Annotated in this window: 13 protein-coding genes; 1 reads left to right on the forward strand and 12 read right to left on the reverse strand. The window is 72.5% G+C overall.

All coding sequences use genetic code 11. The annotated features are described in order from the left end of the window. Positions 1–84 precede the first annotated feature (84 nt). From AC6CH9_RS05450 to pdxT, 10 genes are all read right to left on the reverse strand, one after another. On the reverse strand, positions 85–2,430 hold the full coding sequence (locus AC6CH9_RS05450; protein WP_498153996.1) for a RelA/SpoT family protein: 2,346 nt from the start codon (positions 2,428–2,430) through the stop codon (positions 85–87). Positions 2,431–2,504: 74 nt separating this feature from the next. Next, positions 2,505–3,110: an adenine phosphoribosyltransferase gene (locus AC6CH9_RS05455; protein ID WP_498153997.1), complete on the reverse strand. Its 606-nt coding sequence runs from the start codon at positions 3,108–3,110 to the stop codon at positions 2,505–2,507. Beyond that, positions 3,107–4,225: a protein translocase subunit SecF gene (gene secF / locus AC6CH9_RS05460; RefSeq protein WP_498153998.1), complete on the reverse strand. Its 1,119-nt coding sequence runs from the start codon at positions 4,223–4,225 to the stop codon at positions 3,107–3,109. Before secF ends, AC6CH9_RS05455 begins: the two co-directional genes overlap by 4 nt. Next, positions 4,225–6,222, reverse strand: a complete 1,998-nt coding sequence (secD, locus tag AC6CH9_RS05465; protein ID WP_498153999.1) for a protein translocase subunit SecD — start codon at positions 6,220–6,222, stop codon at positions 4,225–4,227. Before secD ends, secF begins: the two co-directional genes overlap by 1 nt. 81 nt (positions 6,223–6,303) lie before the next feature. Continuing rightward, a complete protein-coding gene (gene yajC / locus AC6CH9_RS05470; protein ID WP_498154000.1) occupies positions 6,304–6,756 on the reverse strand; it encodes a preprotein translocase subunit YajC in 453 nt (150 codons plus the stop codon). A 186-nt stretch (positions 6,757–6,942) separates the two neighbouring features. After that, complete coding sequence (gene ruvB / locus AC6CH9_RS05475; RefSeq protein WP_374059068.1) at positions 6,943–7,995, reverse strand: Holliday junction branch migration DNA helicase RuvB; 1,053 nt, start codon at positions 7,993–7,995, stop codon at positions 6,943–6,945. A gap of 26 nt (positions 7,996–8,021) precedes the next feature. After that, on the reverse strand, positions 8,022–8,660 hold the full coding sequence (gene ruvA / locus AC6CH9_RS05480; RefSeq protein WP_064316063.1) for a Holliday junction branch migration protein RuvA: 639 nt from the start codon (positions 8,658–8,660) through the stop codon (positions 8,022–8,024). Positions 8,661–8,814: 154 nt separating this feature from the next. Continuing rightward, positions 8,815–9,384, reverse strand: coding sequence for a crossover junction endodeoxyribonuclease RuvC (gene ruvC / locus AC6CH9_RS05485; protein WP_400574074.1), 570 nt, complete (start codon positions 9,382–9,384; stop codon positions 8,815–8,817). 222 nt (positions 9,385–9,606) lie between these two features. Further along, positions 9,607–10,368, reverse strand: coding sequence for a YebC/PmpR family DNA-binding transcriptional regulator (locus AC6CH9_RS05490; protein WP_053370897.1), 762 nt, complete (start codon positions 10,366–10,368; stop codon positions 9,607–9,609). A 6-nt stretch (positions 10,369–10,374) separates the two neighbouring features. After that, positions 10,375–11,025 (reverse strand): pyridoxal 5'-phosphate synthase glutaminase subunit PdxT, encoded by a 651-nt coding sequence (gene pdxT / locus AC6CH9_RS05495; RefSeq protein ID WP_498154001.1) that lies wholly within the window; start codon positions 11,023–11,025, stop codon positions 10,375–10,377. A 64-nt stretch (positions 11,026–11,089) separates the two neighbouring features. Between pdxT and AC6CH9_RS05500 the strand changes: the two genes are divergently transcribed. Next, entirely contained in the window at positions 11,090–11,779 is a 690-nt protein-coding gene (locus AC6CH9_RS05500) for a hypothetical protein (RefSeq protein WP_498154002.1), read from the forward strand. A gap of 40 nt (positions 11,780–11,819) precedes the next feature. On the opposite strand, the gene AC6CH9_RS05505 is transcribed toward AC6CH9_RS05500, so the two are convergent. Further along, on the reverse strand, positions 11,820–12,383 hold the full coding sequence (locus AC6CH9_RS05505; protein ID WP_498154003.1) for an NUDIX hydrolase: 564 nt from the start codon (positions 12,381–12,383) through the stop codon (positions 11,820–11,822). A 59-nt stretch (positions 12,384–12,442) separates the two neighbouring features. Then, a complete protein-coding gene (pdxS, locus tag AC6CH9_RS05510) occupies positions 12,443–13,384 on the reverse strand; it encodes a pyridoxal 5'-phosphate synthase lyase subunit PdxS (protein ID WP_498154127.1) in 942 nt (313 codons plus the stop codon). Between the last annotated feature and the right edge of the window lie 33 nt (positions 13,385–13,417).

The raw sequence follows: 13,417 nt of genomic DNA on the forward strand, positions 1-13,417 counted from the left end.
ATGCTGCCACCGGCCGCAGCGCGCGGCACGACGACACGTCCGGCTCGCCAGGCACGGCCGCTCGCGCCGCGCGGGCGCGACGTGTCAGGCGGGGAGCTGCGTCGCCTCTGCGGCCTTCGTCCCGGTGATGCGGTAGACGTCGAACACGCCGTCGACCTTGCGGACCGCGCTGAGCACCTGCGCGAGGTGGGCCGGCTCCGCCATCTCGAAGACGAAGCGGGACATCGCGACGCGATCGTTCGACGTCGACACGGTCGCCGAGAGGATGTTCACGTGGTTGTCCGACAGGACGCGCGTGACGTCGGAGAGCAGGCGCGCCCGGTCGAGCGCCTCGACCTGGATCTGGACCAGGAACATCGCGTTGCTGCCCGTGGTCCACGAGACGTCGACGATGCGCTCGGGCTGGTTGCGCAGCCCCACGACGTTCGCGCAGTCCGCGCGGTGCACGCTCACGCCCTGGCCGCGCGTGATGAAGCCGATGATCTCGTCGCCCGGGACAGGGGTGCAGCACTTGGCGAGCTTGACCCAGATGTCGTCGACGCCCTTGACCATGACGCCGGGGTCCCCCGTGCGCACGCGGCGCGCGGTGTGCCCGGGGCGTGCGGTCTCCGCGACGTCCTCGACCGTGCCCTCCTCGCCGCCCATCGCCTGGACGAGCTTGGAGACGACGTTCGCCGCGGACACCTGACCCTCGCCGATCGCGGCGTACAGCGCCGTGACGTCGGCGAAGCGGAGCTCGTTGGCGAGCGCCACGAGCGACTCGTGCGACAGCAGGCGCTGGATCGGCAGGTTCTGCTTGCGCATCGCCTTGGCGATCGCGTCCTTGCCGTGCTCGACGGCCTCCTCGCGGCGCTCCTTGGAGAACCATTGGCGGATCTTGTTGCGCGCACGGGGGCTCTTGACGAACGCGAGCCAGTCGCGGCTGGGCCCCGCGTTCTCGGACTTCGAGGTGAGGACGTCGACCGAGTCGCCGTTCTCCAGCGTCGAGTCGAGCGGCACGAGGCGCCCGTTGACGCGCGCGCCCATGGTCCGGTGCCCGACCTCGGTGTGCACCGCGTAGGCGAAGTCGACCGGGGTCGAGCCGGCGGGCAGCGCCATGACGTCGCCCTTGGGCGTGAAGACGTAGACCTCGGCGCCGCCGATCTCGAAGCGCAGCGAGTCGAGGAACTCCGCGGGGTCCGCCGTCTCGCGCTGCCAGTCGACGAGCTGACGCAACCAGCGCATGTCGTTCGCCGCGGTGTCGTCCTTCGTGGTCTTCCCGCCCGACTTCGCGGTCTCCTTGTACTTCCAGTGCGCGGCGACGCCGTACTCCGCGCGCCGGTGCATCTCGTGCGTGCGGATCTGGATCTCGACCGGCTTGCCACCAGGCCCGATGACCGTCGTGTGCAGCGACTGGTACATGTTGAACTTGGGCATCGCGATGTAGTCCTTGAACCGCCCGGGCACGGGGTTCCACCGCGCGTGCAGCGCACCGAGCGCCGCGTAGCAGTCCCGGACGCTGTCCACCAGGACGCGCGCGCCGACGAGGTCGTAGATCTCCGCGAAGTCGTGGCCACGCACGATCATCTTCTGGTAGATCGAGTAGTAGTGCTTGGGCCGGCCGGTGACGGTCGCCTTGATCTTCGCGCTGCGCAGGTCGGCCGTGACCTGCTCGCGCACGACCGCGAGGTACTCCTCGCGCGCGGGTGCCCGCTCGGCCACGAGGTGCACGATCTCGTCGTAGACCTTGGGGTACAGGGCCTGGAACGAGAGGTCCTCGAGCTCCCACTTGATCGTGTTCATGCCGAGACGGTGCGCGAGCGGCGCGTAGATCTCGAGCGTCTCGCGCGCCTTGCGGCCCGCCGACGACGACGAGACGTACTTCCAGGTGCGCGCGTTGTGCAGCCGGTCGGCGAGCTTGATGACCAGCACGCGGATGTCGCGCGCCATGGCGACGACCATCTTGCGCACCGTCTCGGCCTGCGCAGCGTCCCCGTACGTCACCTTGTCGAGCTTGGTCACGCCGTCGACGAGCATGGCGATCTCCTCGCCGTACTCCTCGGTGAGCTGCGCGAGCGAGTAGTCGGTGTCCTCCACCGTGTCGTGCAGCAGCGCGGCGGCGAGCGTCGACCCGTCGAAGCCGAGCTCGGCGAGGATCGTCGCGACGGCGACGGGGTGCGTGATGTACGGGTCGCCGCTCTTGCGCAGCTGCCCCCGGTGCGCGCGCTCCGCGGTCTCGTACGCGCGCTCGATGACCGTGAGGTCGGTCCGGGGATGGTTGGTGCGGACGGCCTGGAGCACGGGCTCGAGCGCAGGGCTGCCCGCGTTCGGACGGGCCCCGAAGCGCACGAGGCGCGACCGCACCCCGCGACCGCCCGAGCCGCCCTGGCCGGGGGTGGGCTGCGCGCCCGCCTTCTCCGGGGCGCGCGACGTCCGGGTGTTCTCGCTCATGCGCGCCTCCTTCCGCAGGCCGGCGATCGCCGACACCGTGCCGACGACCAGCCGAGACGACCGGAGTGGCAATCCTACGACTCGACGTGGACCAGAGTGGTCACGTCACGGCCCGCGAGCCGCTCACGCCCACCCAGGCCCTCGAGCTCGAGGAGGAACGCGAGGCCGACGACGACGCCTGCCCCGCGCTCGACGAGCTCGGCACCTGCGGCCGCCGTGCCCCCGGTCGCGAGCACGTCGTCCACCACCAGAACACGCGCACCGGTCGGCAGTGTTCCCGACCGCAGCTCGATCGTCGCGGTCCCGTACTCGAGGTCGTACGTCACGGCGTCGAAGGGCGGCGGCAGCTTGCCCGCTTTGCGCAACGGCACGAACCCGACGCCCAGGTGCGTCGCGAGCGGAGCGCCGATCAGGAAGCCCCGCGCCTCCATGCCCGCGACGAGGTCGATATCGCCCGCCGCGCGCGCCACGTCCCCGAGCGCCTCGACGACGTGCCCGAAGGCCTCGCCGTCGGCGAGGAGCCCGGTGATGTCACGGAAGGTGATGCCCGGCCCGGGGTAGTCGGGCACGGCGCGGACGAGCTCGAGCACGCGGGACGCCCGCTGCGCGCCGAGACCGGCGAGGCCGACGGCCCGCAGGCCGTCCACCTCGCCGGTCGGCGTGTGGTGCTGGTCCGTCATCGGGGACGACGGCGGCGCGGCTGCGCCTTGTTGCCCAGGTGCTCGCCCGGCTGGAGCTGGCGGTGCCCCGCACCGACGCCGGCCGCCGCGAGCGCGGCGTCCTCGTCGTCGCCCGCCGCCTCGACGCGCTCGGCACGCAGCGCGAGCACCTTCGTCGTGTGGTCCCGGATCGGCTTCTCGCGCTCGCGCAGGGCGACCTCGAGGGGGGTCGCGAGGTAGACCGACGAGTAGGCGCCCACGGCCATGCCGACGAACAGCGCGAGAGCGATGTCGCGCAGCGTGCCGGCTCCGAGGAGGAACGCACCGATGAAGAGGATGCCCGCGACCGGGAGCAGCGCGACGATCGAGGTGTTGATCGAGCGCACGAGCGTCTGGTTGATCGCGAGGTTAGCCCGCTCGGCGTAGGTGCTGCGTGTCTGGTCGAGGACGCCCGCGGTGTTCTCCCGCACCTTGTCGAACACCACGACGGTGTCGTAGATCGAGTACGCGAGGATCGTCAGGAGCCCGATGACCGTCGCCGGGGTGATCTCCCAGCCGATCAGCGCGTAGATGCCGACCGTGACGATCAGGTCGTGGAACAGCGCGATGACCGCAGCGAGCGCCATGCGCCAGTTCCGGAAGTAGATCGTCATGACCAGGCTGACGAGGAGCAGGAACACGACGAGGCCGACGACGGCCTTCTGCGAGACGTCCTTGCCCCAGGTCGGGCCGATGTACGAGCTCGTCACCTCCCCCTCGGAGACGTCGTACGCGCTCGCCAGCTCGACCGCTACCTGCTCCACCTGCGCGTTGCTGAGCTGCGCCGTCTGCACCCGCACGGTGCTGGAGCCCACCGAGGTGACGCGCGGCACCTCCTCGGGGGCGACCGCCGCGACGGCGTCGAGCGCCGGCTGCTGCGAGGTGTCCGAGACACCGGAGACGGTGAACTCGGACCCGCCCCGGAACTCGATGCCGAGGTTGAGCCCGTCACCGGCGATCCGGACCCCGATGATGCCGAGGGAGAGAACGACCAGGACGAGCGCCACCACGAAGTAGGTGCGTCGCTTGGCGACGATGGCGTAGGACCGGCGACCCGTGTACAGGTCGTTGCCCCACTGGGCGAAACCGCTGGCCATCAGTGCTTCTCCTCGTTCTCGTCGCCCGCCGCGTCAGCGGAAGGGGACCCGTCGTCGCCGGACGCCGCGGCGGCGCGCCGTTCGGCCGCCCGGCGTTCGGCGATGGTCATGCGCGGCCCGTCGGCGCGGCCCACGCCGGCGCCGACGGTCTCCCGTACCGGCGCCGCGCGCGTGGGCTCGGGGGCGTCCGTCACCGGCGCGTCCTCGGGCTCCGCGCCCGCCACCGGTGCGCCCTCCGCGGAGGTCGCACCGACGACGCGACCGCGGCCCGCATAGCGCGCGGTCCGCACGCCCAGGCGCCGGGGGTCGAGCCCCGAGGCCGGGTGCCCGTTGGCGAAGAACTTGGTTCGCGCCAGCAGCTGCATCAGCGGGTGCGTGAAGAGGAACACGACGACGAGGTCGACGAGCGTCGTCAGACCGAGCGTGAAGGCGAAGCCGCGCACGCCACCGACCGCCAGGTAGTACAGGACGATCGCGGCGACGAAGTTCACGGCGTCGGAGGCGAGGATCGTGCGGCGCGCGCGCTGCCAGCCCTTCTCGACCGCCGAGTTCAGCGTCCGGCCGTCGCGCAGCTCGTCGCGGATGCGTTCGAAGTACACGATGAACGAGTCCGCGGTGATACCGATCGCCACGATGAGTCCCGCGACGCCGGCGAGCGACAGGCGGTACCCGATCGTCCACGACAGGACCGAGATGACGCCGAACGTGATGATGGCGGCGATACCGAGCGACGCGACGGTCACGAGCCCGAGCGTCCGGTACTGGAAGAGCGAGTAGATGACGACGAGCAGCATGCCGATGGCGCCCGCGAGGAGGCCCTTCTCGAGCTGCTCGGAGCCGAGCGTCGCGGAGATCTGCTCCTGGCTCTGCACCTCGAAGGTCAGGGGCAGCGAGCCGAAGTTGAGCTGGTTCGCGAGCGTCGCCGCGCTGTCGCGCGTGAAGCTGCCCGAGATCTCGGCCTTGCCGTCCGGGATCGGGGTCTGCGACACGGGCGCGGAGATGACGAGGCCGTCGAGGACCATCGCGAACTGGTTCTGCGGCGACGGGAGCGACGTGAGACGCGTCGTGACGTCGCGGAAGGCCTTGGTGCCCTCGGAGTCGAACTCGATGTTGACGACCCACTCGTTGGTGACGACGCCGTTCTGGCCGACCCGCAGGCCGGAGCTGGCGTTCGAGATGTCCGTGCCCTCGATCTCGACCGGGCCCAGGATGTACTTGGCAGAGCCGTCGTCGGCGCACGCGACGAACGCGGAGTCCGTCGGACCGCTGTCGCCACCGACGAGGTTCTCGGGGAGCGTGCAGTCGAGCGCGTCGAACTGCGCCTGCAGCTCCGGCGTGATCTGCGCGAGGTCGCTCGGGTTCTCCGGGCGCGTCGTCTCCGGTGCCGGGTCCGTCGCCGTGTCGTCCGCCGGGGCGTCCGTCGCTGCGTCGGCCGCCGGGTCCGCGCCGTCCTCGGCCGCAGGGTCCGTCGCACCGTCGGTGGCCGCGTCCGCGGACTCCGTCGCGTCAGGCGCGTCCTCGGCTGCGGCGTCGTCGCCCGCGGCCGCGTCGGTCGCCTCGTCGGTCGGCGTCGCGGTCGGCATGCCCACGGTCAGGACGGGCCGGAAGCGCATCTGCGCCGACGTGCTGACGAGGTCGATCGTCTCCTGCGAGGGCTGCCCGGGAATCCCGACGACGATGTTGTTCTGACCCTGGCTCGTGATCTCCGCCTCGGAGACACCCTGCGCGTCGATGCGCTGGCGGATGACGTTGATCGCCTGGTTGATGTCCTCGGCCGTCGGCTGCGAGCCGTCGGTGGTGACGGGCCGCAGGATGATCTGCGTGCCACCCTCGAGATCGAGCGCGAGGCCCGGGGTCAGGCTCGCCCCGCCCGGGTTGTCCTCGGTCTTCGGGTCGAGCTTCGTGCCCGCGAAGAGGGACCCGAAGAGGACGACGATGAGGATTCCCAGGGTGACGAGGGTCCGTACGGGCCTCGCTCGTGTGCTGCTGGTGGCCAACTGTCCGTCTCTTCTCGTGCGTGTGCGGTGGGCCTCGCGGCCCACCGCGTCAGACCGGTCGCGGCAGCGACCGGCATAGGGTCACTTGGTGTCGGTGCCGTCTTCCCGGCGCCCGCGGTCCTTCTCCGACCCGTCGTCGGTCAGACCGGACAGGTCGTCGGGGACGACGAGGTCGTCGACGTCCCCCTTCGACGTGCTGGGGTCGGCGTCCGCGCTGCCGTAGACGGCCGCGGGCTCCGACGACTCGTCCGTCTCCGGCTCCTCGGTCTCCACCGGCGGGTCGACGAGCTTCGCGATGGCCGCGCGCAGCCACCGGGACTGGTTGCCCGGCGTGGACTCGATCGTGATGACGTCGGCCTCGTCGTCGACGTCGACGATCGTGCCGAACATGCCCGAACCCGTCATCACCTCCTGCCCGGGGGCGAGGGTCGCCCGGAAGTTCTGGGCCTCGCGCTGCTGCTTGCGGGTGCGGCTCGTCATGAGGAACATCGCACCCGCCGCGAGGGCGAGGATGAGGATGAAGCTGATATCCATGACGGAGTCTCGTGTCCTGTTCTGTGCGGGATCTGCGCGCAGTCTAGGCGTGCGCGCACGGTTCACCAACGAGCCGTCTCGCCGCGGAGTTCCGCCCGCTCGGGTCCCGACCATTCTAGGACCACGTTCGGCGCGCCTGTGACCGCCGTCACGGGGCCCGCCAGGAGGCCCGCGACGGACCGGTCGTCAGGCGTCGAACAGGGTGCCTCCCTCGCGCGGCGGGGTGAGCCCGAGGTGGGCCCACGCGGCCGGCGTGGCGACGCGCCCCCGGGGGGTCCGCCCGATCAACCCCTCGCGCACCAGGTACGGCTCGGCGACCGTCTCGACCGTCTCTGCCTCCTCGCCGACCGTCACGGCGAGCGTCGTCAGCCCGACCGGACCGCCGTTGAACCGCGTGCACAGCGCCGTGAGGACCGCCCGGTCGAGGCGGTCGAGCCCGATGGGGTCGACCTCGTAGACCTCGAGCGCCGCCCGCGCGGCCGCGAGGTCCATGCTCCCGTCGCCGCGGACCTGCGCCCAGTCGCGCACGCGCCGCAGCAGGCGGTTGGCGATGCGGGGCGTGCCGCGCGAGCGGCCCGCGATCTCGCGCGCGGCGTCCGGGTCGAGCGCCACGCCGAGCAGCCCGGCGGACCGGGAGAGCACGCGCTCGAGCTCGTCGCTCGAGTAGAAGTCGAGGTGCCCGGTGAAGCCGAAGCGGTCGCGCAGCGGCGCGGGCAGCAGCCCCGCGCGCGTCGTGGCGCCGACCGCCGTGAACGGGGGCAACGAGAGCGGGATCGCGCTCGCGCCCGCGCCCTTGCCCACGACGACGTCGACCCGGAAGTCCTCCATCGCCATGTAGAGGAGCTCCTCCGCCGGCCGTGCGAGGCGGTGGATCTCGTCGATGAAGAGGACCTCACCCTCCTCGAGCGAGGAGAGCACGGCTGCCAGGTCGCCCGCGTGCTGGATCGCCGGGCCGGACGTCACGCGCAGCGAGGTCCCGAGCTCGGCAGCGATGATCATGGCGAGCGTCGTCTTGCCGAGCCCGGGCGGCCCGGACAGGAGCACGTGGTCCGGCGAGCTCCCGCGCGCGAGCGCGGCCTGGAGCACGAGCGAGAGCTGGTCGCGCACGACCGCCTGCCCGACGAACTCCTCGAGCCGGCGCGGGCGCAGCGCAGCCTCGGCGGCACGCTCGAGGTCGTCGGCACCCGCCGCGACGATCCGCTCGGACGAGAACGTCCCGTCCCCGCCGAACCCGTCCACGCCCACCTGGTCGAAGTTCGCCACGGTCAGCCCCTCGGTCCGCCGAGGACACGGAGCGCGGCGCGCAGCGCGCCGGCCACGTCGGGCGCCTCGACGACGTCGACGCCCGCCTCCGCGAGCACGGTGGAGACGGCGTCGTCCGCGGCCTTGAGGTTCCAGCCGAGGCCCACGAGCGCCTCGACCACCTGGTCGCGTCGGTCGTCGACCTGACGCGGCCCGGTCCCGACGGCGGTCGCGCCGGCCTCGGGGGCGTCGGCACCGGTGGGCGGCCCGAGCTTGTCGCCCAGCTCGAGCGCGATCCGCTGCGCGCCCTTGTTCCCGATGCCGGGGACGCGCACGAGGGCCGCGATGTCGGCGCCGGCCACGGCGCGGCGCAGCGCGTCGGGCGTGTGCACGGCGAGCATCGCGAGCGCGAGCCGCGGCCCGACGCCGCTGACGGTCTGCACGGTCTCGAAGACGCTGCGCTCGTCGTCGTCGGCGAACCCGTAGAGGGTGAAGGAGTCCTCGCGGACCACGAGGCTCGTCGCGAGCCGGGCGTCCTCGCCGACGCGCAGACCCGCGAGCGTGGCGGGCGTGGCATGCACGAGGTAGCCCACACCCCCGACCTCGAGCACGGTGCGGTCGAGCTGGACGCTCGCCACGACTCCGCTCAGCGACGCGATCACCCAGGCTCCTCTTCCGGTCGGCAGCGCCGACCTGGTCCGTTGGTCCGCCGGTCCGACGACCTCGATCGGCGCCGAGGAGTGCGTCGAACACCCGTACGACCGCGGTCACTCTAGCAAGGTGCGCCCACGCCCCGGCCGAGCGACACGGGAGCCGTCAGCGCGGTGCCCGCCGGCCCTTCGCCGCGTGCTCCGCCGCGGCCCAGGCGCGCTGCGCCGGGGTCAGCTCGTGCCGCTCGCCGCCCTGGAGCGCACCCGACGGCCGCCACAGGTGGCAGATGGCGAGCGCGAGCGCGTCAGCCGCGTCCGCGGGCTTCGGCGGCTCCGCGAGCCCCAGGATGCTCGCGACCATGCGCTGGACCTGCTCCTTGCCCGCGCGCCCGCTCCCGGTGACCGCGGCCTTGACCTCGGACGGCGTGTGCAGCGCGACGGGGACGCCCCGCTTCGCCGCCCCGACCATCGCCAGACCCGCGGCCTGGGCCGTGCCCATCACGGTCCCGACGTTGTGCTGGGCGAAGACGCGCTCGACCGCGACGACGTCCGGCACGTGCTCGTCGAACCACGCGTCGAGCCGCTCCGCGATCCGCAGGAGCCGCAGGTCCACGCTGAGGTCCGGGTCTGTCCGGATCACGCCTACGGCCACGAGCTCGGCCCGCCGCCCCCGCGCGGAGTCCACCACCCCGACACCGCACCGGGTCAGCCCAGGATCCACACCGAGAACGCGCACCCCAGTACCCTCCCACGACCCGACCACGGAACCCGTCCGCCTCGCGGGCCGCCGACCACGGCGAGCCGACACCGGCGGGGCGGGTGAGGTGCGCGCGGTCGTGGCGGGCCTGGCGGGAGCGGCGCGAGGGACGAGCACCGCGGATGGTAGACCGCGCGCGCCTCACCCGCCCCGCCACCCAGGGGGACCACGTCGTCGGTCTCGGTGACCGAGCCGACGGGATCAGTCGTCGTTCTCGAGCTCCGCCATGACCTCGTCCGACGCGTCGAAGTTCGCGTAGACGTTCTGCACGTCGTCGCTGTCCTCGAGCGCGTCGATGAGGCGCAGGATCTTGCGCGCGCCCTCCGCGTCGACCTCGACCTCCATGGACGGGTGCCAGATCGAGTCGGCGGAGTCGTACTCGATCCCCGCCTCCTGGATCGCGCTGCGCACGGCGACGAGGTCGCTCGCCTCGGACAGCACCTCGATGACCTCGCCGGAGTCGGTGACCTCCTCGGCGCCTGCCTCGAGCGCGGCGAGCATGACGTCGTCCTCGGTCACGCCGTCCGCCTTCGGCACGACGACGAGGCCCTTGCGAGAGAAGAGGTAGGACACGGAGCCCGGGTCGGCGAGGTTGCCGCCGTTACGGCTGAACGCGAGGCGGACCTCGGAGGCCGCCCGGTTCTTGTTGTCGGTGAGGCACTCGACCAGGACGGCGATGCCGTTGGGGCCGTAGCCCTCGTACATGATCGTCTGGTAGTCGACGGCGTCGGCGCCCGTGCCGGACCCGCGCTTGACGGCGCGGTCGATGTTGTCGTTGGGGACCGACGACTTCTTCGCCTTCTGGATGGCGTCGAACAGCGTCGGGTTGCCGGCGGGGTCACCGCCGCCCGTGCGCGCCGCGACCTCGATGTTCTTGATGAGCTTCGCGAAGAGCTTGCCGCGCTTGGCGTCGATGGCCGCCTTCTTGTGCTTGGTCGTGGCCCACTTGGAATGCCCTGACATGCGTTCCTACCCCTTCGCGATTCTGACGAACAGCTCGTGCACGCGCGCGTCCCCGGAGATCTCCGGGTGGAACGAGGTGGCGAGCAGCGATCCCTGCTGGACTGCGACGATCCTACCGGCGGCGGCCGCGGGGATGCCGGGCGCCTCGTGGTCGGGGATGCGGGCGAGCACCTCGACGCCGGGGCCGACCTCCTCGACCCAGGGCGCCCGGATGAAGACCGCGTGCACCGTGCCGGCCCCGCCGTCGCGTTCCGGACGGCCCTCCTGCGGGCCCAGGCCGGTGAAGGCGAGGTCCGTCTCGAACGAGTCGACCTGCCGGCCGAACGCGTTGCGCCGGACCGTCACGTCGAGCCCGCCGAGGGTCCGCTGGTCGGCGGTCCCGCCGAGGATGCGGTCGGCGAGCAGGATCATGCCCGCGCACGAGCCGTAGACCGGCAGGCCCCCGGCGATGCTGGCGCGCAGCGGCTCGTCGAGCTCGAAGATGCGCAGGAGCTTGTCGATGGTCGTCGACTCGCCCCCGGGGAGCACCAGCCCGTCGACCGCGGCGAGCTCCTCGGGGCGCCGTACGCCGACCGTGCGCGCGCCCGCGGCCTCGAGCGCGGCGCGGTGCTCGCGCACGTCGCCCTGCAGGGCCAGGACTCCGATCGTGATCGTCACGAACGGGAATGATACGTCCGTCTGCGCCCGCGCCCGGTCCCGGCCTGTTGCTAGCCTCGCCGTCGTGACCACACCGCCCGGCCCCGGACCCACACCGCCCTACCCCACGCGGCCGCCGTCCGGGTACCCCGGGCCCTCGACCCCGTACCCGGGTCTCCCGCCCCGTCCGCCGCGGAGCACGCGCGGCGCGACGGTCCTGATCGTGGTCGGCGCGGTCCTCCTCGTGGTCGCGCTCGTCGCGGGCGTCGTCGGTGTCACGACGTTCGTGCGGGCGCTGCCCACGGGCGTGGTCGACGGCACCGGCGCCCCGGGCTCGGCCGCCCTCGCGTCCGGCGACGTCCCGGGCGAGGCGGACGTCGCGCTGTCGGGCGACCAGCCGTACAGCGTGTGGGCGGTCGTGCCGATCGGCGCCGAGGGCTTCGACACCGACGACGTCACCGTCTCGTGCCCGGATGGCGACCTCGGGGTGCGCGCGCCGTCCGTCTCGGGGAGCTCCGGCTTCGGCTCGCACGAGGCGACGACCGTCGCCGAGGTGACCTCGCCGTCGGCCCAGACCTGCACGGTGTCCGTCGCGCAGGGGGACACCTCGCCCGGGACGACGTTCGTCGTCACCGAGGGGTGGAGGTTCGGCGAGTTCTTCGCGACCGTGGGCGGCACGGTCCTGCTGTGGTTCGTCGCGATCGGCGGGGTGATCGTGGGCCTGGGGCTGCTCGTCGGCGGGATCGTGTGGCGCGTCGTCGCGCGCCGGTCGTAGCGACCGCGCGTCCTGCGCGGAGGGGACGCGCGGTGGAGGTTCAGTCCTCGCGCGCGATCCCCAGGTGGTGCGTCACGCCGTCCCACCCGCCCAGCAGGGGGGCGACGAGGTCCGGCAGGCCCTCCGGGAACACCTCGATCTCGACGCCGCGCAGGTCGCCGAGCGCCCACCACCGCATCTCGTCGACGACGTCGTGCTCGACGTCGGTCCACCCGTCGCGACTCAGCTCGCCCCCACCCCCGACGCCCGGAACGCGCGCGAGGAAGAGCACCTCGTCCTGGCGGCAGTGCTGGCGGTAGAAGTCGAAGATCGCGCTGCGCGTGTAGACCGGCCCGACGAGCGTGCCCGGGTCGAGCCGGATCCCGGTCTCCTCGCGGACCTCCCGCAGCGCGGCGTCGCGGTCGCTCTCACCGGGGTCGACGCCCCCGCCGATGGTGAACCACCACGAGCGCTCCGGCTGGTCCACGTCGTGCCCGCGGGCCAGGAGGATACGGTCCGCGTCGTCCAGCAGGAGGACGCGCGCGCCCCGGCGGAAGTAGAGCCCGTCGTCCCCGAGCACCCAGTCGGGGCCCAGGGACGACGGCGCTCCGGCGGCCTCGGCCACGACGGCTCAGCCGTCCGTCGCCGGCGCGACGACGGACGGCTGTGCCGGGGGACGCTCCGTCACCAGCCGCGCTCGGCGAGGCGGTGCGGCACGGGGATGTCGTCGACGTTGATGCCGACCATCGCCTCGCCCAGGCCGCGCGAGACCTTCGCGATCACGTCGGGGTCGTCGTAGAACGTCGTCGCCTTGACGATCGCGGCGGCACGCTGCTCCGGGTTGCCGGACTTGAAGATGCCCGAGCCGACGAACACGCCCTCGGCCCCGAGCTGCATCATCATCGCCGCGTCGGCCGGCGTCGCGATGCCGCCGGCGGTGAACATGACGACGGGCAGCATGCCCGTCGTGGCGATCTCCTTGACGAGCTCGTACGGCGCCTGGAGCTCCTTGGCCGCGACGAAGAGCTCGTCCTCCGGGAGCGAGGTGAGTCGGCGGATCTCGGCGCGGATGGTGCGCATGTGCGTCGTCGCGTTGGAGACGTCGCCCGTGCCGGCCTCACCCTTCGAGCGGATCATCGCCGCGCCCTCGGTGATGCGGCGCAGCGCCTCGCCGAGGTTCGTCGCCCCGCACACGAACGGCACCGTGAACTGCCACTTGTCGATGTGGTTGGCGTAGTCGGCCGGCGTGAGCACCTCGGACTCGTCGACGTAGTCCACGCCGAGCGACTGGAGCACCTGCGCCTCGACGAAGTGGCCGATGCGGGCCTTCGCCATGACCGGGATCGAGACGGCCTCGATGATGCCGTCGATCATGTCGGGGTCGGACATGCGCGAGACGCCGCCCTGCGCGCGGATGTCCGCGGGCACGCGCTCGAGGGCCATGACCGCGACCGCGCCGGCGTCCTCGGCGATCTTCGCCTGCTCGGGCGTGACGACGTCCATGATGACGCCGCCCTTGAGCATCTCGGCCATCCCGCGCTTGACCTTGGCGGTGCCGACGGCGCCGGCGCCCTCCGCGGTCGCGGCGCCCGGGGCGCTCTCGGCAGGGACGTTCTGGTCGGCCACGTTGGTCACCGGTACCTCACACCTTCAGGTCAG

The organism is Cellulosimicrobium sp. GQ32 (genome assembly GCF_059758455.1).